This is a genomic window from Pseudomonas sp. Root71 (genome assembly GCF_001429045.1).
GTDB classification, from domain to species: Bacteria; Pseudomonadota; Gammaproteobacteria; order Pseudomonadales; family Pseudomonadaceae; genus Aquipseudomonas; species Aquipseudomonas monachiensis.
In genome coordinates this window covers 97107-120737 of record NZ_LMHY01000022.1, presented here as the reverse complement: position 1 = coordinate 120737, position 23631 = coordinate 97107, and the positions used below count along the sequence as shown (strand labels likewise).

At 61.2% G+C, this 23631-nt stretch carries 17 protein-coding genes and 1 pseudogene; 12 read left to right on the top strand and 6 right to left on the bottom strand.

Features of this window, described 5'->3' with window-relative positions; all coding sequences use genetic code 11:
* Positions 1 to 128: 128 nt before the first annotated feature.
* The 6 genes from ASD95_RS14375 (at position 129) to ASD95_RS14350 (ending at position 9085) form a co-directional block, all read left to right on the top strand.
* Positions 129 to 1544, top strand: a complete 1416-nt coding sequence (locus tag ASD95_RS14375) for a sigma-54 interaction domain-containing protein (RefSeq protein WP_056724434.1) — start codon at positions 129 to 131, stop codon at positions 1542 to 1544.
* Positions 1545 to 1829: 285 nt separating this feature from the next.
* The gene (locus tag ASD95_RS14370) at positions 1830 to 3221 is read left to right on the top strand and encodes a GntP family permease (RefSeq protein WP_007974692.1); all 1392 of its coding nucleotides are present in this window, start codon (positions 1830 to 1832) and stop codon (positions 3219 to 3221) included.
* 7 nt (positions 3222 to 3228) lie between these two features.
* Positions 3229 to 4002 carry a 3-hydroxybutyrate dehydrogenase gene (locus ASD95_RS14365; RefSeq protein WP_056724432.1) on the top strand — a complete coding sequence of 258 codons (774 nt, stop codon included), beginning with the start codon at positions 3229 to 3231 and terminating at the stop codon, positions 4000 to 4002.
* Positions 4003 to 4127: 125 nt separating this feature from the next.
* A complete protein-coding gene (locus tag ASD95_RS14360; RefSeq protein ID WP_056724430.1) occupies positions 4128 to 6083 on the top strand; it encodes an acetoacetate--CoA ligase in 1956 nt (651 codons plus the stop codon).
* Positions 6084 to 6206: 123 nt separating this feature from the next.
* Positions 6207 to 8744, top strand: coding sequence for a PAS domain-containing hybrid sensor histidine kinase/response regulator (locus ASD95_RS14355; RefSeq protein WP_056724427.1), 2538 nt, complete (start codon positions 6207 to 6209; stop codon positions 8742 to 8744).
* Positions 8745 to 8809: 65 nt separating this feature from the next.
* Entirely contained in the window at positions 8810 to 9085 is a 276-nt protein-coding gene (locus tag ASD95_RS14350; protein WP_007898282.1) for a peptidylprolyl isomerase, read from the top strand.
* A 142-nt stretch (positions 9086 to 9227) separates the two neighbouring features.
* Here ASD95_RS14350 and ASD95_RS14345 read toward each other — a convergent pair whose 3' ends face one another.
* The 4 genes from ASD95_RS14345 to ASD95_RS14330 form a co-directional block, all read right to left on the bottom strand.
* Positions 9228 to 10160 (bottom strand): sugar kinase, encoded by a 933-nt coding sequence (locus ASD95_RS14345; RefSeq protein ID WP_056724425.1) that lies wholly within the window; start codon positions 10158 to 10160, stop codon positions 9228 to 9230.
* 127 nt (positions 10161 to 10287) lie between these two features.
* Positions 10288 to 11505, bottom strand: coding sequence for an amino acid deaminase (locus ASD95_RS14340; protein ID WP_056724423.1), 1218 nt, complete (start codon positions 11503 to 11505; stop codon positions 10288 to 10290).
* Between the two features lie 39 nt (positions 11506 to 11544).
* A complete protein-coding gene (locus tag ASD95_RS14335; RefSeq protein ID WP_056724421.1) occupies positions 11545 to 12309 on the bottom strand; it encodes an IclR family transcriptional regulator in 765 nt (254 codons plus the stop codon).
* 135 nt (positions 12310 to 12444) lie between these two features.
* A complete protein-coding gene (locus ASD95_RS14330; protein WP_056724419.1) occupies positions 12445 to 12834 on the bottom strand; it encodes a RidA family protein in 390 nt (129 codons plus the stop codon).
* Between the two features lie 307 nt (positions 12835 to 13141).
* Between ASD95_RS14330 and wecB the strand changes: the two genes are divergently transcribed.
* The 5 genes and pseudogenes from wecB to cobM all read left to right on the top strand — a co-directional run bounded on the left by wecB (position 13142) and on the right by cobM (position 16558).
* On the top strand, positions 13142 to 14293 hold the full coding sequence (gene wecB / locus ASD95_RS14325; RefSeq protein WP_056724417.1) for a non-hydrolyzing UDP-N-acetylglucosamine 2-epimerase: 1152 nt from the start codon (positions 13142 to 13144) through the stop codon (positions 14291 to 14293).
* Positions 14290 to 14718: pseudogene (locus ASD95_RS14320) on the top strand (glycosyltransferase); the annotation flags it as partial. The gene wecB and the pseudogene ASD95_RS14320, both read left to right, overlap by 4 nt.
* On the top strand, positions 14669 to 15316 hold the full coding sequence (locus ASD95_RS14315; protein WP_330219623.1) for a CbtA family protein: 648 nt from the start codon (positions 14669 to 14671) through the stop codon (positions 15314 to 15316). The pseudogene ASD95_RS14320 and the gene ASD95_RS14315, both read left to right, overlap by 50 nt.
* Complete coding sequence (locus tag ASD95_RS14310; RefSeq protein WP_056724410.1) at positions 15313 to 15726, top strand: cobalamin biosynthesis protein; 414 nt, start codon at positions 15313 to 15315, stop codon at positions 15724 to 15726. The genes ASD95_RS14315 and ASD95_RS14310 overlap by 4 nt, the downstream gene beginning before the upstream one ends.
* 85 nt (positions 15727 to 15811) lie before the next feature.
* Positions 15812 to 16558: a precorrin-4 C(11)-methyltransferase gene (gene cobM, locus ASD95_RS14305; RefSeq protein ID WP_056724408.1), complete on the top strand. Its 747-nt coding sequence runs from the start codon at positions 15812 to 15814 to the stop codon at positions 16556 to 16558.
* Positions 16559 to 16659: 101 nt separating this feature from the next.
* Here cobM and nfuA read toward each other — a convergent pair whose 3' ends face one another.
* Together nfuA and ASD95_RS14295 are read right to left on the bottom strand one after the other, a co-directional pair.
* Complete coding sequence (gene nfuA / locus ASD95_RS14300; RefSeq protein ID WP_007912592.1) at positions 16660 to 17244, bottom strand: Fe-S biogenesis protein NfuA; 585 nt, start codon at positions 17242 to 17244, stop codon at positions 16660 to 16662.
* A gap of 189 nt (positions 17245 to 17433) precedes the next feature.
* Positions 17434 to 19743: a fatty acid cis/trans isomerase gene (locus tag ASD95_RS14295; protein WP_056724406.1), complete on the bottom strand. Its 2310-nt coding sequence runs from the start codon at positions 19741 to 19743 to the stop codon at positions 17434 to 17436.
* Positions 19744 to 19899: 156 nt separating this feature from the next.
* Here ASD95_RS14295 and metH point away from each other — a divergent pair, with 156 nt between their 5' ends.
* On the top strand, positions 19900 to 23610 hold the full coding sequence (gene metH, locus ASD95_RS14290) for a methionine synthase (protein ID WP_056724404.1): 3711 nt from the start codon (positions 19900 to 19902) through the stop codon (positions 23608 to 23610).
* Positions 23611 to 23631 lie beyond the last annotated feature (21 nt).

The window sequence follows — 23631 nt, the reverse complement described above, 5'->3', positions numbered from 1 at the left end:
ATCGCGGGCAAGCCCGCTCCCACAGGGTATTTGTCGTACCCAAAATCGGTGGCAACCCCATATCCTGTGGGAGCGGGCTTGCCCGCGATGGGGCCGGAACAGTCAACAAGAAATCAGGATCAATACCGATGAACACCACCGAAAGCCTCAAGGACTACCAGCGCGTTCGCCTGCTGGCGATCCGTTCGTTGTTCGAAATCATCGAGCAATCGAGTGAGGGCACGGTGATTGTCGACCGCGATGCCAACATCGTCTGGATGAATGAGCGCTACGCCCGGCGCTTCGGCCTGCAATCGGCCGAAGTCGCGATCGGCAAGCCCTGTGAAAGCGTGATCCCCGGCAGCCTGCTGCGTGAGGTGGTGCGCACCGGCCGGCCGATTCTGCTGGACATGCAAGACACCCCCAAAGAGCCGCTGGTGGTCATGCGCCTGCCGATTCACGACGATGTCGGCGTGGTGATCGGTGCCATCGGATTCGCCCTGTTCGACGAGCTGCGCAGCCTGTCGCCAATGCTCAAGCGCTACATGAACATGCAGGAAGAACTGGCCTCCACCCGCTCGCTGCTGCGGGCGCGGCAGACCAAATACAACTTCGCCCACTTCATCGGCACCAGCGCCGCCAGCCTCGAAGTCAAACGCCGTGCCCGACGCAGTGCAAGCACCGAATCGCCGGTATTGCTGCTCGGCGAAACCGGCACCGGCAAGGAACTGCTGGCCCAGGCGATCCACAATGCTTCGCCCCGCGCGCACAAGGCGTTTGTCAGTATCAACAGCGCGGCGATTCCCGAATCGCTGCTGGAGGCCGAATTCTTCGGCACCGCTCCGGGCGCGTTTACCGGTGCCGACCGCAAGGGCCGCGCCGGCAAATTGCAGATCGCCCAGGGCGGCACGCTGTTTCTCGACGAAATCGGCGACATGCCGCTGCCCCTGCAAAGCAAACTGCTGCGGGTGTTGCAGGAAAAGGAATTCGAGCCGGTGGGCTCCAACGAAGTGATCCAGAGCGATGTGCGGGTGATCGCCGCGACCTCAACGGACCTTGAGGCCGCGATCAAACGCGGCGAATTCCGCGCCGACTTGTACTACCGGCTCAACGTGCTGCCGATCCAGGTTCCGCCCCTGCGTGACCGCCTCGATGACGTGCCGGCGCTCAGTGAAGCGATTCTCGAAGAACTGCGCAGCCAGCATGAACTTCACCATGAAGCCCTGGAACTGTTGGGCCAACACGCCTGGCCGGGGAACATCCGCGAGCTGCGCAACGTGCTGGAGCGGGCCGCGTTGCTCAGTGATGACTTGCGCCTGACGACAGCAGATATCCGTGCGGCGATTGGTACGTTCAAACCCGTTGAGCGCGTGGCGCCGTTGACCATCGAACCGCTTGCCCATGAGACCTTCAGTGCGGCGCGAGAGCGATTTGACCGGCAACTGATTGAGTCCACCCTCGCGCAATGCGGGGGCAAGGTGGTTGATGCAGCAGCACGATTGGGCCTTGGGCGGTCGACGTTGTACAAAAAGATGGTGGCGCTGGGGATCGTAGAGTCTCAATAAAGAGACATTAATCTCCATTGTTAGAAAGTCCTTCGCGAGCAAGCCCGCTCCCACAGGAGACCTTGCTCTCCTGACCAACTCGTTCAACTGTGGGAGCGGGCTTGCCCGCGAAGAGGCTAGCACTGCCAATGCAAGTCTCAGAACAGAGACAAATCTACTCGACAAGCCCGCCAACCTGAAAATATATCCTTATATTTCAACAACTTAACTATCTGGCACAAAACTCGCTATACGCCTCTCCTACCAGGCTTCACCCAACAAAAATAACAACCCAGGAGACACACCATGAGTGTGATCATTGCCTTGGCAGCCCTCGCGCTGCTGATGCTGGCTGCCTACCGTGGCTACAGCGTTATCCTCTTTGCCCCGATTGCCGCTCTCGGCGCTGTCCTGCTGACTGACCCGTCTGCCGTCGCCCCCGCTTTCACCGGGGTGTTCATGGAAAAAATGGTCGGCTTCATCAAACTGTATTTCCCGGTGTTCCTGCTCGGTGCGGTGTTCGGCAAGCTGATCGAACTGTCCGGTTTCTCGCGCTCCATCGTCGCGGCGGCCATTCGCTTGCTCGGCACCCGTCAGGCGATGCTGGTGATCGTGCTGGTCTGTGCCCTGCTGACCTACGGCGGCGTATCGTTGTTTGTGGTGGTGTTCGCGGTCTACCCGTTTGCCGCTGAAATGTTCCGCCAGAGCAACATCCCCAAGCGACTGATCCCGGCGACCATTGCCCTGGGCGCCTTCTCGTTCACCATGGACGCCCTGCCCGGTACGCCACAAATCCAGAACATCATCCCCAGCACCTTCTTCAACACCACCGCCTGGGCGGCGCCGTGGCTGGGGGTGATCGGCACGATCTTCGTGTTCTGCGCCGGCATGCTGTTTCTCCAGCGCCAGCGCAACAAAGCGCAGCGTGCCGGTGAAGGCTATGGTTCAGACCTGCGCAACGAGCCGGAAACCGCCGCCGACCTCAAGCTGCCCAACCCGTGGCTGGCGCTCTCGCCACTGCTGGCGGTGGGCATCATGAACCTGTTGTTCACCCACTGGATTCCCCAGGTGTACGGCAAGACCCACAGCCTGGCGCTACCGGGCATGGCCGCGCCGGTGACCACGGAAATCGCCAAGCTCACGGCGATCTGGGCGGTACAGGCAGCCTTGCTGGTCGGCATCCTCATGGTGCTGGTGTTTGGCTTCCAGGCGATTCGCAGCAAACTCGCCGAGGGCAGTAAAAGTGCGGTCAGCGGAGCATTGCTGGCGGCGATGAACACCGCCTCGGAATATGGTTTCGGTGCCGTGATCGCATCCTTGCCGGGCTTTCTGGTGCTGGCCGACTGGCTCAAGAGCATTCCCAACCCACTGGTCAACGAAGCGATTACCGTGACCCTGCTGGCCGGCATCACCGGTTCCGCCTCGGGCGGCATGAGCATCGCGCTGGCGGCGATGTCCGAACAGTTCATCAGCGCCGCCCATGCGGCGAACATTCCGCTGGAAGTGCTGCACCGGGTTGCCGCGATGGCCAGCGGCGGCATGGACACCTTGCCGCACAACGGCGCGGTGATCACCCTGCTGGCGGTCACCGGGCTGACCCACCGCGAGGCTTACAAAGACATTTTCTGTATTACGCTGATCAAGACCCTGGCGGTTTTCGTGGTGATCGGCACTTTCTACGCCACTGGCATTGTGTGAGGTATTCATGACGACTCTTTCGGGCAAGACCGCACTGGTCACCGGTTCCACCAGCGGCATCGGCCTGGGGATCGCCCTCAGCCTGGCCAAGGCCGGGGCCAACCTGATCCTCAACGGCTTTGGCGATGCCTCCCAAGTGATCGCCCAGGTGCAACAGTTCGGCGGCAAGGTCGGCCATCACCCCGCCGATGTCAGCGATCCGGCACAAATTGCCGACATGATCACCTACGCCGAACGTGAGTTTGGCGGCGTCGACATTCTGGTCAACAACGCAGGCATTCAACACGTGGCAGCGGTGGACGAGTTCCCGGTGGAGCGCTGGGATTCGATCATTGCCATCAACCTGTCGTCGGTGTTCCACAGCACCCGCTTGAGCCTGCCGGGCATGCGTGCCAAGGGCTGGGGTCGGGTGATCAACATTGCCTCGGTGCATGGCCTGGTCGGTTCGGTGGGCAAGTCAGCTTATGTCGCCGCCAAACACGGGGTGATCGGCCTGACCAAAGTGGTCGCGCTGGAGACCGCGACCACCCAGGTCACCTGCAACGCGATCTGCCCAGGCTGGGTATTGACGCCACTGGTGCAAAAGCAGATTGATGATCGTGCCGCCAGCGGGGTTGATCCGCAGCAGGCGCAGCATGATCTGCTCGCTGAAAAGCAGCCATCACTGGAGTTCGTGACACCGCCGCAACTGGGTGAACTGGTGTTGTTTTTGTGCAGCGAAGCCGGCAGCCAGGTACGCGGCGCGGCGTGGAATGTTGATGGTGGGTGGTTGGCGCAGTGATCATCTGCCAGACCGCGTTATCGTTCATCGCGAGCAAGCTCGCTCCCACAGGTTCTGTGGTGTCTGTGGGAGCGAGCTTGCTCGCGATCGAGTGCGCAGCACTCGCCAACAAAAAGAGGCAAACCATGTCCGACATCCTCTGGCAACCCGACGCCAAACGCATTGGCAAGACCCGCATGGAGGCCTTTCGGCGCTTCATCAATCAGCGGCATCACCTCAAGATCGACGACTACCCGGCCCTGCACCAATGGTCCATCGATCAACGGCCGGACTTCTGGCAGGCCATCGTCGATTTCTTCGACATCCGCTTCCACGAGCAGCCCGACGCCGTGCTGCTCGAAGGCCCGCAAATGCCTAGCGCCCAGTGGTTCCCCGGCGCAACACTGAACTTTGCCGAACACCTGCTGCAGCGTCGCGATGATGCGATCGCCGTGATAGCCGTCGGCGAAAACGGTCAGCGTGAACATTTGACCTGGGCTGAACTGGCCGAACAGGTCGCCGGCTTTCAGAATGGCTTGATCGCCGCCGGCGTCGTTGTGGGCGACCGGGTCGCCGCCTGCATGCCCAACACCTGGCAGACCCTGGTGGCCATGCTCGCCACCACCAGCCTTGGCGCCGTCTGGTCCTGCTCTTCGCCGGACTTCGGCACCCAAGGGGTGGTTGACCGTTTCGGCCAGATCGAACCGAAAGTGCTGGTGACCTGCGCCGGCTACCGCTATGCCGGCAAAGAGATCGACCAGACCGCCAAGGTCAACGAAATCCTCCAGCGCCTGCCGTCGCTGCAACAGTTGATCGTCGTGCCTTACGCACGTCCACACGCACACATCGAACAATTCCATACCCAGGCCAACGTGACGCTTTGGGACGATTTCTACGAACCTGGCGGCGAACCGGATTTCGTCCCGGTGCCTTTCGCCCATCCGCTGTACATCCTCTACTCCAGCGGCACCACCGGTGTACCCAAATGCATCATCCACAGCACCGGCGGCGTGTTGCTGCAACACGTCAAGGAACACGGTCTGCATGGCGATCTCGGCCCCGGTGAACGGCTGTTCTACTACACCACCTGCGGCTGGATGATGTGGAACTGGCTAGTGTCGGCGCTGGCGACAGGCAACTCCGTGGTGCTGTACGACGGCTCACCGTTCCAGCCCGAACCGCAACGCCTGATCGACCTGATCGACGACGAATGCATCAGCGTCTTCGGCACCAGCCCCAAATACCTCGCGACCCTGGAAAGCAGCGGTATCAAGCCCCGTGAAAGTCATGACCTGGGTAGCCTCAAGACATTGCTCTGCACCGGCTCGGCGCTGTCGCCGCAGAGTTACGACTACGTCTATCGCGACTTCAAGGCTGACGTGTGCCTGGCCTCGATGTCCGGCGGCACCGACATCGTCTCGTGCTTCGTCAATGGCAACCCGATGTCGCCCGTGCGTCGCGGCGAAATCATGGGCAAGAGCCTGGGCATGGCCGTCGAAGTGTGGAACGACGAAGGCCACCCGGTGATTGGTGAAAAGGGCGAACTGGTCTGCACCCGGCATTTCCCGGCGATGCCCATTGGCCTGTGGAACGACCCCGATGGCGAGAAACTGCGCCAATCCTATTTCAGCCTGTTCCCCGGCGTCTGGGCCCAGGGGGATTACGCCGAACAATTGCCCCATGGCGGGATGATGATCCACGGTCGCTCCGATGCCGTGCTCAACCCCGGTGGCGTACGCATCGGCACGGCGGAAATCTATCGTCAGGTGGAGAAAGTCCCCCAGGTACTCGACAGCGTGGCCATCGGTCAGCAGTGGCAGGACGACGTGCGAGTGGTGCTGTTCGTACGCTTGCGCGACGGGCTCGAGCTGGACGAAGCCCTGCGACAGCAGATCCGCGAGACGATTCGCACCAACACCACGCCACGCCATGTACCGGCGAAAATTGTTGCCGTGACGGACATTCCCCGGACCATCAGCGGCAAGGTCGTTGAGTTGGCGGTGCGCAATGTGGTGCATGGGCAGAAGGTGAAAAACACTGATGCACTGGCCAATCCCGAAGCGCTGGAGCAATTTCGTGACCGGCCCGAACTCAAATCTTGAAGCACCACGCAAATCCCTGTGGAATCGGTGTCTCTGAACCACTCGCGCCGACGAATCCTCCAGCTTCAACCACCTGTGCAAGAATAGACGTCAGCCAAAGCGACTCACGTGCAGGACTCTTTGATGAACGCAACACCAACCGCCAGCGATGCCCAGGCCTTGATCGCCCGAATCGACTGGGCCAGCAGCCCGCTGGGCGCTGCCAGCACTTGGCCACAAAGCCTGCGAACCGCCGTGGACATCGTCATTCACTCACCGATGCCGATGCTGTTGCTATGGGGCCCGCAACTGACGCAGATCTACAATGACGGCTTCGCCCTGCTCGCCGGGAGCAAGCATCCACACGCTTTCGGACAACCGACGCACCTGATCTGGCCAGAGTTGCAAGACTTTACCGACCCGATCTACAACGCCGTCTTGCAAGGTCAGGTGCGAACCTACAGTGAGCAGCGCTTTACCCTGCAACGCGGGGACCGGGAGTCGGACTTCTGGCTCGACCTGACCTACAGCCCGATCCGCGACGAAAGTGCCGAAGTGGCCGGGATCCTGGTCACCGCCATTGAAACCAACGAACGCCGGCGCATCGCCCTCGAACTCGAACAGCGCTCGGCGGCCAGCCTCAAGGCCCAGCGTGAAACCGAGGAACGCCTGCAACTGGCCCTTGCCGCCACCGATGCGGTCGGCACCTGGGACTGGGACATCAGCGAGGACCGTTTCATCGCCGATGCGCATTTTGCCCAGTTGCACGGCATCGACCCGGCCATGGCCAGTCAGTTGCCGATCAGTCAGTACCTGCACGGCGTACACCCCGAAGACCGTGCCCTGATCGCCCGCAGCATCAAGCATTGCATCACCCAAGGCAGCGAATACGCCGAGGAATATCGCCTGCTGCAAACCGACGGCCAGATGCGCTGGGTATTCGCCCGCGGACGCTGCTACAAGGATCACCATGGCCGGCCGATGCGTTTCCTCGGCGCGGCGCTGGACCTGACCGAGCGCAAACACACCGAACAGGCCCTGCGCCAGAGCCAGACCGAGCTGCAACTGATCATCAACGCCATGCCGATCCTGATCAGCTACGTCGACCGTGAAGAACGCTTTCGCCTGAACAATGCGGCGTACCTGGACTGGTATGGGCTGACGCCGCAAGAGCTTTACGGGCGGACCATTCTTGAAGTGATTGGCGAACAAGCCTATGCACTGCGCGCCCCGTACATCACTGAGGCACTGTCCGGCCGGCCTTGCTGCTTCAGCATCAGCACGCCGCACCGCGACGGCAGCATCCGCCAGGCCTTGATGAATTACCTGCCACGCCACGGCGCGGATGGCGCGGTGAACGGTTTCTACATCTTCGTGATCGACGAAACCGAACGCAAAAAGACCGAAGAAGCCCTGCGCAACCTCAACGAAACCCTTGAAGAACGGGTTGCCGCCCGCACCCGCCAATTGGCCGAGGCCAACGAGCGTTTGCAGAGCGAGATGTTCGAGCGCGAGCGTGCCGAAGAGGCCTTGCGCCATGCGCAGAAAATGGAAGCGGTCGGCCAGCTTACCGGCGGCATCGCCCATGACTTCAACAACATGCTCACCGGCATCATCGGCAGCCTCGACCTGATGCAACGCTACATTGCCGACGGCCGCACCAGCGAGATCGGCCGATTCACCGAAGCGGCCGTGTCCTCGGCCAACCGTGCCGCCGCCCTCACCCATCGCCTGCTGGCGTTTTCCCGACGTCAGTCGCTCAACCGCAAGCCGCTGAACCCCAACGACTTGATTCACTCGCTCGTAGACTTGTTCAGTCGTACCAAGGGCGACCACATCGAGCTCAACCTGCAACTGGCCGAGAACATCTGGCGGGTCAGCACCGATGTCAGCCAGCTGGAAAACGCCTTGCTCAACCTGGTGATCAATGCCCGGGACGCCATGCCCGATGGCGGCCAGTTGCAGATTGAAACCGCCAATGTGTACCTCGACGGCAGCGACATCACGACCCTGGAACCGGTCAAGGCCGGCGACTACGTGATGATTGCCGTCAGCGACAACGGCACCGGCATGACGCCCTCGGTGCTGGCCAAGGCATTCGACCCGTTCTTCACCACCAAGCCCATCGGCCAGGGCACCGGTCTGGGCTTGTCGATGATTTACGGTTTTGCCCAGCAAACGGGGGGCCACGTCAACCTGTTCAGCCTGCCCGGACGGGGCACCAGCGTGCGCTTGTACCTGCCGCGCCTGCATTCAACCGAACCGGAACAGGTTTTGTCGCCTGTCATCAGCGAGGCACCGGCGGCGATTGCCGGCGAAACCGTGATGCTGGTCGAGGACGATGCGGCGGTGCGCATGCTGGTGCTGGACCTGCTCAAGGAGCTCGGTTACCGCGCCCATGAAGCCGAAGATGCCAAGGGCGCCCTGCCGCTGCTGGAGTCGGACCTGCGGGTGGACCTGCTGGTGACCGACGTTGGCTTACCGGGCATGAACGGCCGCCAACTGGCGGAAATCGCCCGCCAGCATCGTCCTGAACTGAAAGTGCTGTTCATGACCGGTTACGCCGAGATCGCCGCCGAGCGCCAGGGTTTCCTCGAAGAAGGCATGGACATGGTGGCCAAGCCGTTTTCCATCGACCTGCTGGCCAACAAGATTCGCACGATGATCAGTCAACCGGACTGAGTTGAGGCATAATCGCGCGCGCCCGCTGCCACCCACATAGCCACCACCGTTGCAAGGTACCGCCAATGAAAGCTCAAGCCCGCCATATTCTGGTGAAAACCTCGGAAGAAGCCGAGCAGCTCAAACAACGTATCGCCAAGGGTGAAGCGTTCGATGTGCTGGCCAAGAAGTATTCGACCTGCCCATCGGGCAAGCGCGGCGGCGATCTCGGTGAGGTGCGGCCGGGGCAGATGGTCGGCGTGATCGATGCGGTGATCTTCAAGAAGCCCCTGCGGGTGGTGCATGGGCCGATCAAGAGCAAGTTCGGGTATCACCTGGTGCAGGTGTTTTACCGGGATTGAGTGGTTGGCTTTCGGCCCCCATCGCGAGCAAGCTCGCTCCCACAGAGGTAGTCGGTGTGGCTGCTATCTATTGCAACTCACTAATCCCTGTGGGAGCGAGCTTGCTCGCGATCCGTTGGCGCAGCCAGCGGCCATTCACCTCTTACTTCGGAATCAGCGCCCCCGGCACCTGAATCACCCGGCTCGCCAGCCGATGCCCGGCCTCGGCGGCGTCCGCAGGACTCCCGCCCTTGAGCCGCGAAGCCAGATACGCCGCGCTGAACGAATCCCCCGCCGCCGTGGTGTCCACCACCCGCTCGACCTTCTGCGCCGGCACCTCGAATGACTCACCATCACAACGAATCAGGCACGCCTGGGCACCGCGCTTGAGCACGACTTCCGGCGTACCGATCTGCGCATACGCGGCAAACACCGCGTCACAATCGGCATAACCGAACAACGCCTGTTCGTCCTCCACCGTCAGCAACGCCAGGTCGACATGTGACAGCACGCAGCGATACGCCGCTTGTGCATCCTCGACCGATGCCCACAGCCGTGGCCGGTAGTTGTTGTCGAACACGATCCGCGCATCGCGCTGGCGGGCTTCGATCAGGGTTTCCAGCAGTTTTTCCCGACCTTGCGCGCCGAGTACCGCCAGGGTGATGCCGCTGAAATACAGCACGTCGTAATCCGGCAGCGCCGCGAGGATCGGCGCGGCGGCCGGGGTGGTGAAGCAATCGCGGACGGCCGCTTCATTGCGCCAGTACAGAAAACGTCGCTCACCGGCGGCGTCAGTCTGGATGCAATACAAGCCCGGCAGGCGTCCGGGCAGGCGCTGAACCATGGTGAGGCCGATGTTTTCCGCCGCCCAGCCCTGGCACATCGCGTCGCTGAAACTGTCATCGCCCAGGGCGGTGACGTAGTCCACGCAGCCGTCCTCTGCCAGTTCCCGGGACAGGTACACCGCCGTATTCAAGGTGTCGCCGCCGAAACTTTGTTGCAGGCTGCCGTCGGCGCGATGCTGCAACTCGATCATGCATTCGCCGATCAGGGCGATGCGTGGAGTATGGGGGCCCAGGGTGTTGATGGTGTTCATACGCGGATTTCTCTTTTGTCTGGTAGAGCCTCTTCGCGAGCAAGCCCGCTCCCACATTGGATCTTCGGTGTACACAAACCCTGTAGGAGCGGGATTGCTCGTGAAAGCCGCGCCGCGGGTTTCAGTCTTAGAAACAGGTTTCCATGGTCTCGATAACGTTCAGTTGCTCATCCACCAGGCAGCCAACACGCCATTTATCGAACGTCAGGCACGGGTGCGAGGTACCAAACGAAATGATGTCGCCCACCCGCAGATCAACCCCCGGCGCCACGGTCATGAACGCATGCTGGTCCATCACCGCGGTCACTTTGCAGGCGCCCACATCATCGCCCTTGGCCGGCACGGTGCCTGCCTTGTAACGCAGCAATGGCACCGGCAAACCGGCGTCGTAGGCCACGTCGCGCTTGCCCAGGGCAATCACCGCAAACCCCGGCTCCGGCAGCGACTGCACATGCGCCCACACTTCCAGCGCCGGACGCAGGCCCTCGTGCAGGTCGCTGCGACGGTCGAGCACGCAACACTGCGCTTCCTTGTAGATGCCATGGTCATGAGCCACGTAGCTGCCGGGACGCAGTACGCTGAGGAAGCGCCCGGCGGCGTTCTGTGCTTCAAAGGACTCGGCAATCAGGTCATACCAGGCCGAACCCGATGCAGTGATGATCGGCTTGGCAATGGCGAAGGCTGCGCTGTCCTGCAATTGCACCGCCAGACGCACCAGTGACTCGGCGAAATCACGAATGCCGGTCACCGCGTGATCGCCATGGATCACGCCTTCGTAGCCTTCGATCCCGGTCAGGGCCAGCGCCGGTTGTGCGCCGATGGCCTTGGCCAGATCCAGCACTTGCTGCTCGCTGCGGCAACCGCAACGTCCACCCACCACACCGTATTCGATCATGACGTTCAGGCGCACACCACGGGAGGCGAAATAAGCGCCGAGGTCGGCGACGTTGTCCGGGTGATCGACCATGCAATAGAAGTCGAACGTCGGGTCGGCCAGCAGGTCGGCGATCAATGCCATGTTCGGCGTGCCGACCAACTGGTTGGCCATCAGCACCCGGCGTACCCCATGGGCGTAGGCCGCCCGGGTTTGCGTGGCGCTTGCCAGGGTGATACCCCAGGCACCGGCGTCCAGTTGGCGACGGAACAACGCCGGGGTCATGCTGGTTTTGCCATGGGGCGCCAGTTCCGCGCCGCTGTCGCTGACGAACGCCTGCATCCAGCGAATGTTGTGTTCCAGCGCATCGCGGTGCAGTACCAGCGCAGGCAAGCTGACGTCACGCACCAGGCTGGCGCCCTTGGGCGCGGTGCCTTTTTCCACGGCGGCAGTATTGGGGACAGAAGACATGGTCGAACTCCTCGTTCACGCGGCCGCAGGTAGCCGCTGTTATTCGTTGATGCGACGGGCCAGGCTGTTGGCGCTTGCGATCAGCACCCGGCGGTAGTCGTTGTAGTTGTTCTTGGCATCGGCCCGTGGGGCGACGATGCACAGGGTCGCGATGGCCACGCCGTCGGGGTCTTTGACCGGGGCGGCGAAGCAATGGGTAAAAGTATCGGCCACGCTATCGAAGGAAAAGAAACCATCGATACCGGCCTGACGGATTTCCTTGAGAAACTGCGCAAGTTCCAGGCGATCGCCATTGGGCAGGATGAAGTCGTCGTGGTCGATCAGGTCGACGATAGCCTGGTCGCTCAGGTGCGCCAGCAACAGGCGCCCGGATGCGGTCCAGGGGATGGGCGCGTTTTCGCCGATGTCCGAGGAAATGCGGAAATGCCGCTCCCCCTCCTTCATCAGCGCGACGGTGTACTTGCGCCCGTTGAGCAGGCACATCTGCGCCGTTTCACCGGTCTGGCTGACGATGTCCTGCAAGGCGTGATCGGCCTCGCGGGTCAGGTCGAAATGCCGCAGGTGTGCCTGCCCGAGAAAGTACAACTGGCGACCGAGGTAGACATGACCGTCCTTGCCCACCGGTTCCAGGATCCGTCGCTCCAGCAGCGAGGCCACCAGTTCGTAGACCGTGGATTTGGGGCTGCCGATGCCGTTGGCGATGTCATTCGGACGCAGGGGCTGGCCGATCTCCTTGAGGAAATCGAGGATATCGAACGCCCGGTCCAGCCCGCGTGCCCGGCGCTTGATGGTGTCTTCGGTCATTTCAGTGGTTCCCATTCATAGTCGCCCGTAGGAGCTGCCGCAGGCTGCGATCTTTTGATCCTGTCTTGGCTGCACCCATCAAAAAACGCCAGAAGATCGCAGCCTTCGGCAGCTCCTACAAGAGCAACCGCGGACTCAAGCCTTCTTCTTGTACGCAATGCAGTCAATCTCGACCTTGCAGTCGACCATCATGTTCGCCTGCACGCAGGCCCGCGCTGGTGCGTGTTCGGGCTTGAAGTACTCGGAGAAGACCTTGTTGAAACTCGTGAAATCCCGTGGATCCTCCAGCCACACGCCGGCACGCACCACGTCTTCCAGGCCGAAACCTGCCTCTTCGAGAATCGCGATCAGGTTCTTCATGGCCTGGTGGGTCTGCTCGACGATGCCACCGACAATGATCTCGCCATCCAGCGCCGGCACCTGGCCAGACACGTGCAGCCAGCCATCGGCTTCGACAGCGCGGGCGAATGGACGAGGCTGACCGCCAGCGGCGGTGCTGCCGGTGCCGTAACGAGTAATGCTCATGAGTGTTTCTCCTGACTGGAAGTGTTTATTCCGCTATACCGGAACTAGGTGTGCAACAACGGAATAGAGAGCAGAAAGTTTGCCACAGGATGTGGAGGGAATGTGAGGGAGATTGGAATTTGTTTTCAATCAGAGCAATGGGTATCAGGTTCTCAATTGGCTGCTCATGAACCCATTCGAAGCAAAACCCGCGACTCAGAGCAGCTTCATTGGACAACCGCCCATCCGGCTGCTTTATTCTATGTCCAGGAAATAACCGGTTTTAGCAGCCGCGACGTAATCGGCGTGCGCGGTCCCAGGAGGGTTGATGTCTTTTAAAGTCATGATGGTTTTCGGTACGCGTCCGGAGGCCATCAAGATGGCCCCATTGGCACGGGTTCTGCGCAATTGGCCGGGTATCACCCTGAACATCTGCTCCACGGGCCAGCACCGGGAAATGCTCAAGCAGGTCCTCGACTCGTTCGAGCTGACAGTCGATGAGGACTTGCAGGTGATGACCCAGGGCCAGACCCTCAACGGTCTCTCCGAACAATTGCTGGGACATCTCGACAAAGCCTACGAGCGGGTGCATCCGGATATCGTGCTGGTGCACGGCGATACCACCACCAGCTTCATTGCCGCCCTCGCCGCCTTCAATCGCCAGATACCCATCGGCCACGTCGAGGCGGGGTTGCGTACCGGCAACTTGCGCGCACCCTGGCCGGAGGAAGCCAACCGACACCTGACCGGCGTCATCGCCGACCTGCATTTCGCACCAACCCTCATCAACCAGGACAACCTGCTGCGCGAAGGTGTGTCCAAGGCCAACATCGAAGTCACCGGTAACACGGTGATCGACGCGCTGGTATGGATGCGCAAACACCAACAGGAAGTCCACTGGCACCCGGCCGCCGATTCGCCGCTGGCCGTGCTCGACGACAACCGACGCATGGTGCTGATCACCGGGCATCGCCGGGAGAACTTCGGCGGCGGTTTTCGCAACATCTGCCAGGCCCTGGCCATCCTCGCCGAACGTTATCCCGACGTGCAATTCGTCTACCCGGTGCACCTCAATCCGCAGGTGCAAAAGGCGGTCTACAGCGTCCTCTCGGACAAACCCAATATCTATCTGGTGGCGCCGCAGGATTACCAGCACTTCGTCTGGCTGATGGACCGCGCTTATTTCATTCTCACCGACTCCGGCGGCATCCAGGAGGAAGCCCCGGCCATTGGCAAGCCGTTGTTGGTGCTGCGCGATGTCACGGAGCGGCCAACGGCGCTCGAAGGCGGAACGGTGGTGCTGGTGGGCACCGATACCGACCGCATCGTCAATGAGTCGAGCCTGTTGTTCGATGATGAGGCCACTTTCGAGCGCATGAGCCGGGTCCACAGCCCTTATGGCGACGGGCACGCCAGTGAGCGCATCGCCAATCGACTCGGCGTATGGCTCAAACACCGTACAGCGGGTAAAGCCGTATGAGCCTGGTGTTTGTCGACCTCTTTGCCTATGTGTTGTTCGGACTCAAATACCTCGCGATTACCCTGGCCCTGCTGATGTTCCTGCTCGGGCTCGATGACCTGTTCATCGACCTGGTGTACTGGACCCGCAAACTGATCCGGCGCTGGCGAATCTATGAAAAATTCGACCGCGCCGATGAGCAACGGCTGTACTCCATCGGCGAAAAACCCCTGGCGATCATGGTGCCGGCGTGGAACGAAGTCGGTGTGGTCGGTGAAATGGCGCGCCTGGCCGCCTCGACCATCGACTACGAGAACTATCAGATTTTCGTCGGCACCTACCCCAACGACGCCGAGACCCAGGCCGACGTCGATGCAGTGTGCCGGCATTATCCCAATGTGCACAAAGTGGTGTGCGCACGCCCCGCTGATTTTGCAGGCCGAGACCTACGAAAAATCCGAACCGGCCGCTGTTGAAGTGCATGAACACGCCGACGGTGCGATGGCTGCCCACACCCACGATGCACAAGCCTGGGAGCCGGAAGATGGCTGGCAGCGCGTGCTGTCGACCACCGGTGGCAACCTGGTGGTGGCCGTCGGTTTCGCCCTGATGCTGGCCGGTCTGTACACCTTGCGTGCGCCGACCAAAACCTCGCAGGGCCTGCTCTGGGGCCTGGCCGGTTACGCGACCTTCGTGCTCGCGCCGACCCTCGGCCTGCCGCCTGAATTGCCAGGCACTGCCGCGGCCGACCTGGCACAACGGCAACTGTGGTGGATCGGTACCGCCGCCTCCACCGCCGTCGGTATCGCGCTGATCGTGTTCAGCCGTCACTGGCTGATGAAAGTCCTCGGTGCGGCGATCCTCGCCGTTCCCCATGTGATTGGCGCACCGCAACCGCAAGTGCATTCGATGCTCGCTCCAGAGGCGCTGGAAACCCAGTTCAAAATCGCTTCGCAACTGACCAACGTGGCGTTCTGGCTGGCCCTGGGCCTGATCAGCGCCTGGTTGTTCCGTCGCAAAAGCGATGGTCAATACCACGCATGACGGATATCAGCACAGCGCCGACCCTGGTGGTCGGCCTGGGCTGCCAGCGAGGCTGCCCTGTCAGCACGTTGCGAGCGCTGCTCGACCAGGCGTTGGCCGCGCATCAAATTCCCCTGCATGCAATCAAGGCACTGGCCAGCATCGATTTGAAGCGCGACGAACCTGCGCTGATCGAACTGGCTCAGCAGCTTGGCCTGGAACTGATGTATTTCAGCAGTGAACAACTGGCCGCTTATGAACCGCAACTCAGTCATCAATCGCAAATAGCCTTTGAACGCACCGGTTGCTACGGCGTGGCGGAAAGCGCCGCCCTGGCGCTGGCGGAACAATTGGCCCAGGCCCCGGCAAAGCTGCTGATTCCACGACAAAAATATGCCCAGGCAACCCTGGCATTGGCTGGCGCTGCGTAAAAAACCGATAATCCCCGCCTTTGATCATGAACATTCTTCATCTGAAGCCCTGTTCAGCCCCTTTTTTTCCCCACAGGAACCGACGATGACCGTCTACTTCATTGGCGCAGGTCCCGGCGACCCCGAACTGATTACCGTCAAGGGCCAGCGGCTGATTCGCAGCTGTCCGGTGATCATTTATGCCGGCTCCCTGGTGCCTGCCGCCGTGCTGGAAGGTCACTGTGCCGAACAGGTGGTCAACAGCGCCGAACTGCACCTGGAACAGATCATCGACCTGATCAAGAGCGCCCACGCCAAGGGCCAGGATGTGGCCCGGGTGCACTCCGGCGATCCGAGCCTGTATGGCGCCATTGGCGAGCAGATTCGCTATCTGCGTGAGCTGGGCATTGCGTTCGAAATCGTCCCTGGCGTGACGGCCACAGCCGCTTGCGCTGCGCTCTTGGGCGCGGAACTGACGCTGCCGGACATTTCGCAAAGCGTGATCCTGACGCGTTACGCCGACAAAACCGCCATGCCTCCCGGAGAGGAATTCTCCAGCCTGGCGCAGCACGGCGCGACCATGGCGATTCACTTGGGGGTCAATCACCTGGCGAAGATCGTTGAGGAACTGCTGCCCCATTACGGCGCCGATTGCCCGATTGCAGTGGTTCACCGCGCGAGCTGGCCGGATCAGGATTGGGTGGTGGGCACGCTTGAGGATATTGCCGGGAAAGTTGAAGCCAAGGGCTTTCGCCGTACGGCGTTGATTCTGGTGGGACGGGTGCTGGGCAGTGACCACTTCAGCGAGTCGTCGCTGTATCGCGCGGGGCATGCGCATCTCTACCGCCCTTAAAATCAAAAGATCGCAGCCTTCGGCAGCTCCTACAACAGAATGCGTACACCTGTAGGAGCTGCCGAAGGCTGCGGTCTTTTATGCCGCAGCGAACACCTTACTTAGTAGTAGGCGTTTTCTTTCTGCGTGTGGTCGGTCACGTCGCGAACACCCTTGAGCTCAGGGATGCGCTCGAGCAAAGTGCGCTCGATGCCTTCCTTCAGCGTCACATCGGCCTGGCCGCAGCCCTGGCAACCACCGCCGAACTGCAGGACGGCGATGCCGTCTTCGACCACGTCGATCAGGCTGACCTGACCGCCGTGGCTGGCGAGCCCGGGGTTGATCTCGGTTTGCAGGTAGTAGTTGATGCGCTCGTTGACCGGGCTGTCGGCGTTGACCATCGGTACCTTGGCGTTTGGCGCCTTGATGGTCAGCTGGCCGCCCATGCGGTCGGTGGCGTAGTCGACAACGGCATCGTCCAGGAAAGCTTCGCTGAAGTGGTCGATGTACGCGGTGAAGCTTTTGAGCCCCAGCGCGGTGTCTTCGGGTTTTTCTTCGCCCGGCTTGCAGTAGGCAATGCAGGTTTCGGCGTACTGGGTGCCAGGCTGGGTGATGAAGACGCGAATGCCGATGCCCGGGGTGTTCTGCTTGGAGAGCAGATCAGCCAGGTAATCGTGGGCGGCGTCAGTGATGGTAATAGCGGTCATGGAAACTCCTCGCAGGCTTGGGCGCAGTTTACGCCAATCAACGCGCCGGACAAAGTCCTAGTATTTTTGTCGGGAAAAGATCCCGATGATCTCTCCCTGTAGGAGCTGCCGCAGGCTGCGATCTCTTGATTTGTTTTTTTGATCAAAAGATCGCAGCCTGCGGCAGCTCCTACAGGAGGGCCCAGTGGTTCAAAGGTTCTCGTAGCGGTTCATGTCCAGCACGCCCTCTTCCACCGGATCGTTTTCCTGGATGTAGCGGCTCAGATCATGGAAATAGAACCAGAATTGCGGATGACTGCGACGTACTCCCCAACGTTCGACGATTTTCTCGAAGCTGTCGGTGTCCTTGGCGCTTTCCATCGCATCCACAAACGCCGGCACTTGCCCGGCCGGGATGTTGAACATGAAGTTCGGGTAGCTGCTGAGCACACCCGGGAAAATCGTCAGGGTGTCGAGCCCCGGTTGGTAACGCAGTGATTCACCGAGCAAAAACGCCACGTTGCTATGGGCACGGTTACGCAGCAGGCTGTAGACCTCACGCTTGCCGCTGCTGGTTTCGATACGTAGCATAGTGGCTTCCGGCAACAGGTCGATGACCTTCAGCCCCGCAGCCGGACGCGAAGTCAGGCGACTGAGCGCCTGCTCGGCACTTTGCAGGTCCGGGTCGATGTTCGGCCGTGAACAATAGGCGCCGTCGCAGCGATTGATCGGGTCAGGCCTGGCGTTAAGGTCGCCGTATCGGGCCAGCAGCTGATTGGCAAAGTCACGCTTGGGATCAGCCGGGTTCAGCTTCAGCGCGGTCGGCTTGTCGTCATCGATGGTCTCGTAGTCGAGCCACATCTTGAATTTGCCACTGTTTTGATACCAGTCGTCCAGGTAGTCATCCCGGGAATCGGCGGGCATCAGGCGCAGGAAATTCTGCTCGGCGCCGTTGCGGATCAGGTCGAAATACAAGCGCGTCTGGGCTTGGTGGGACAGGTTGCCGAACACATCGAAGTTCACCGCCAATTGATAGTAGGTGCGCTCCAGCAGCGGATAGTCGAACAGCCATACGGTTTGCGGCACCTCGCCGATCAGACCCTTGGTCACTGAAGCACTGTCGAAATGGCGGAAGATACTCAGCAACGCATTGTCGTTGCCGGCCCAGAGGGTCGACCAGCTTGGCGCGGGCTCATCGGCGTAGCTGTCCCGGCGCAAGGCTTCGTATTCATTTCGCTTGTCACGGTAGTCGTGCCACAGGCTGAGGACGCTGCCGACATCATCGTTCTGCCCCGGCATGGCCAGCAACGGCGTGGCTTGCCCGCGATAATTCGGATCGGTGACATACAGGTCGTGCTCGGGCGCCTGGAACAGCGCCCAGAAATTATCGCGGATCACGTCCGTGGCGATCTGACCGCGACACACTGGCCCACGGATAAAGGTGCGCACGAAGTACTCGGCGTTATCGAGCATGAACTGATAGCGCGCCTGGGCCGGAATCGCTTCGAAGGTGGCAAACGGGTTGGCCCGGCTCTGCGGTCCATAGCCCGGCAATGCGTCGACCTGCCAGTTGCCGCTGTAGAACAGGCTCTTGACCCGCGCCAGTTTCGCCGGACTCAGCGCATAGGTGATGTGGGTCTTGTGCACGATCACGCCCTGCACCGGCCACAAGCGATAGTAGAACTGCGTGCCCGGATCATCGTTCGGGCGACGGGTGTTGATCAGGTCAATCGGCTGGCCGGTCGGGGTGCGCGAACGCACCCACTGGAAGAAATGCCCAGGCTCACCGTCCTTGAAGTAGAGATGGGCGAGGAACCAGTGCTCGAACAGCCAGCGCCCCACCAGGCTTTCCCGGGCGCCCGGCGCATTGAGCAGGTTTTCCCATTGCACCACCTGCAAGGCTTCCCTGGCGCTGGGCGCCAGCGCCAGCTGATCGATCGGCGCGCCTGCCGCCAGCCAGCGCTGCAGCGTCTGGTACTGCTGGTCGGTCAGGCCGGTCACTGCCAGCGGCATGCCCTCTTTTGGATGCCTGGCGGCGTAGCCGTCGAACTCCCCGGGCATGGCACACATGTTTTCCCGATTCAGGCCCAGGACGATGTCTTCCGGCAACTTCGCGTTGGGTTGCAACGGAGTCTTGTGGCCAAGCTCCAGCATCCGCGCCATCAGTGCAGCCTGGCTGCCCTGGGTATCGAGTACCGAATAAAAGCCCTTTTGCTGCCAGGCCTGTTTGCCGGAAGCGTCATAGAACAGTCGGGTCGGTGCAACCGCCTGACGACGGTCACCGTCGTAGACCGGGACTTTGGTTGCGCCACGTGCCGCGCCCTCACCGCTGCCCAGGTTGAGCTGACAGGCGGCGTCGTAGCAGGCGTGGCAGGCCACGCACTTTTCAGTGAAGATCGGTTGAATGTCACGGCTATAGGAAATAGCAGGTGAAATGGCAGTGGGAATCACCGGGCCTTGCGCCAGAGCGCCCCAGCTTAAACACAACAACAATGTGCCGATGACGAAGCGATACGACATGTCCCTGGTCCTGAATCCTGAAAAAACGCCGCGATTCTACCGGTCTGTCATCCTTACCAACATGAACGATATTCATGCAAATTCGAGTCATGCTCCAAAAGCGCACAGGTTTGCTATCATCCCGGCCCTTCGTCATGGCCTTACCGAGTAGTCCAAATGTCCGATCGCAGCGTTCGCCTTCAAGCTCTCAAGCACGCCCTCAAAGAGCGCATCCTGATTCTCGATGGCGGTATGGGCACGATGATCCAGAGCTACAAGCTCGAAGAGCAGGATTACCGTGGCAAACGCTTCGCTGACTGGCCAAGCGACGTCAAAGGCAACAACGACCTGTTGGTACTGACTCGCCCGGATGTGATTGGCGGCATTGAAAAAGCCTACCTGGACGCCGGCGCCGACATTCTCGAAACCAACACCTTCAACGCCACCCAGATCTCCCTCGCCGACTACGGCATGCAAGGCCTGGCGTATGAATTAAACGTAGAAGGCGCGCGCCTGGCGCGCAAGGTCGCCGACGCCAAGACCCTGGAAACCCCGGACAAGCCGCGCTTCGTTGCCGGCGTGCTCGGTCCTACAAGTCGCACCTGCTCGTTGTCCCCGGACGTGAACAACCCCGGCTACCGCAACGTGACCTTCGATGAACTGGTGGAAAACTACACCGAGTCCACCAAGGGCCTGATCGAAGGCGGCGCCGACCTGATCCTGATCGAAACCATTTTCGACACCCTCAACGCCAAGGCGGCGATCTTCGCCGTACAAGGCGTGTTCGAGGAGTTGGGCATTGAATTGCCGATCATGATCTCCGGCACCATCACCGACGCCTCGGGCCGTACCCTGTCGGGCCAGACCACCGAAGCGTTCTGGAACTCCGTGGCCCACGCCAAGCCGATTTCCGTCGGCCTGAACTGCGCCCTCGGCGCCCGAGAATTGCGCCCGTACCTCGAAGAGCTGTCGAACAAGGCCAACACCCACGTTTCCGCGCACCCGAACGCCGGCCTGCCGAACGAATTCGGTGAGTACGACGAACTGCCGTCGGAAACCGCCAAGGTCATCGAAGAGTTCGCCCAGAGCGGCTTCTTGAACATCGTCGGCGGCTGCTGCGGCACTACGCCGGGGCACATCGAAGCCATCGCCAAGGCCGTGGCCGGTTATGCCCCGCGCCAGATTCCGGACATCCCGAAGGCCTGCCGCCTCTCGGGCCTTGAACCGTTCACCATCGATCGCAACTCGCTGTTCGTCAACGTCGGCGAGCGCACCAACATCACCGGTTCCGCCAAGTTCGCCCGCCTGATCCGCGAAGACAACTACACCGAAGCCCTGGAAGTCGCCCTGCAGCAGGTCGAAGCCGGCGCCCAGGTGATCGACATCAACATGGACGAAGGGATGCTCGATTCGAAGAAGGCCATGGTGACCTTCCTCAATCTGATTGCCGGCGAACCGGACATCTCCCGCGTACCGATCATGATCGACTCCTCCAAGTGGGAAGTGATCGAAGCCGGTCTCAAGTGCATCCAGGGCAAGGGCATCGTCAACTCGATCAGCATGAAAGAAGGCGTCGAGCAGTTCATCCATCACGCCAAGCTGTGCAAGCGCTACGGCGCCGCCGTGGTGGTGATGGCCTTCGACGAAGCCGGCCAGGCCGACACCGAAGCGCGCAAGAAGGAAATCTGCAAACGTTCCTACGACATTCTGGTCAACGAAGTGGACTTCCCGCCGGAAGACATCATCTTCGACCCGAACATCTTTGCCGTCGCCACCGGTATCGAAGAACACAACAACTACGCCGTCGATTTCATCAATGCGTGTGCCTACATCCGTGACGAACTGCCGTATGCGCTGACCTCGGGCGGCGTGTCCAACGTGTCGTTCTCGTTCCGTGGCAACAACCCGGTGCGCGAGGCGATCCACTCGGTGTTCCTGCTGTACGCGATCCGCTCCGGGCTGACCATGGGTATCGTCAACGCCGGGCAACTGGAGATCTACGACCAGATCCCGGCGGAACTGCGTGATGCCGTGGAAGACGTGATCCTCAACCGCACCCCGGAAGGCACCGACGCCCTCCTCGCCATCGCCGACAAGTACAAGGGCGACGGCAGCGTCAAGGAAGCCGAGACCGAAGAGTGGCGCAACTGGGACGTCAACAAGCGCCTGGAGCACGCCCTGGTCAAGGGCATCACCACTCACATCGTCGAAGACACCGAAGAATCGCGCCAGTCCTTCGCCCGCCCGATCGAAGTGATCGAAGGCCCGCTGATGGCCGGCATGAACATCGTCGGCGACCTGTTCGGCGCCGGCAAAATGTTCCTGCCGCAAGTGGTGAAATCCGCCCGCGTGATGAAGCAGGCCGTGGCCCACCTGATCCCGTTCATCGAACTGGAAAAAGGCGACAAGCCTGAAGCCAAGGGCAAGATCCTCATGGCCACGGTGAAAGGCGACGTGCACGACATCGGCAAGAACATCGTTGGCGTGGTGCTGGGCTGCAACGGCTATGACATCGTCGACCTCGGCGTGATGGTGCCGGCGGAGAAAATCCTGCAAGTGGCCAAGGAACAGAAGTGCGACATCATCGGCCTGTCCGGCCTGATCACCCCGTCGCTGGACGAGATGGTCCACGTCGCCCGCGAAATGCAGCGCCAGGACTTCCACCTGCCGTTGATGATCGGTGGCGCCACCACCTCCAAGGCGCACACGGCGGTGAAAATCGAGCCCAAGTACAGCAACGATGCGGTGATCTACGTCACTGACGCTTCCCGCGCCGTGGGCGTGGCGACGCAGTTGCTGTCCAAGGAGCTCAAGGCCGGTTTCGTCGAGAAGACCCGCCAGGACTACATCGAGGTTCGCGAGCGCACCGCCAACCGCAGCGCCCGCACCGAGCGTCTGAGCTATGGTGCGGCCATCGCCAAGAAGCCGCAATTCGACTGGGCGAGCTACACGCCAGTCAAACCGACCTTCACCGGTACCCGGGTGCTGGACAACATCGACCTCAACGTCCTGGCCGAATACATCGACTGGACGCCGTTCTTCATTTCCTGGGACCTGGCCGGCAAGTTCCCGCGCATCCTCCAGGACGAAGTGGTCGGTGAAGCCGCCACCTCGCTGTACAAGGATGCCCGGGAAATGCTGACCAAACTGATCGACGAGAAGCTGATCAGCGCCCGCGCGGTGTTCGGTTTCTGGCCGGCCAACCAGGTGCATGACGACGACATCGAGCTCTATGGCGATGACGGCAAGCCGATGGCCAAGCTGCATCACTTGCGCCAGCAGATCATCAAGACCGACGGCAAGCCGAACTTCTCCCTGGCCGACTTCGTCGCGCCCAAGGACAGTGAAGTGACTGACTACGTGGGTGGTTTCATCACCACTGCGGGGATCGGCGCCGAAGAAGTGGCCAAGGCCTATCAGGACGCCGGCGACGATTATAACTCGATCATGGTCAAGGCCCTGGCCGACCGCCTGGCCGAGGCCTGCGCCGAGTGGCTGCACCAGCAGGTGCGTAAAGACTATTGGGGTTATGCCAAGGATGAAGTGCTGGATAACGAAGCGCTGATCAAGGAGCAGTACAGCGGCATCCGTCCGGCACCAGGGTACCCGGCCTGCCCGGACCACACCGAGAAAGCCCAGCTGTTCGCCTTGCTCGACCCAGAGGCCCAGGAAATGCGCGCAGGTCGCAGCGGCGTGTTCCTCACCGAACACTACGCGATGTTCCCGGCGGCAGCGGTCAGCGGCTGGTACTTCGCTCACCCGCAGGCGCAATACTTTGCCGTGGGCAAGATCGACAAGGACCAGGTGCAGAGCTACACCTCGCGTAAAGGCCAGGAGTTGAGCGTGACCGAACGCTGGCTGGCGCCGAACCTGGGTTACGACAACTGAGTGACCCACTGTGGGAGCGAG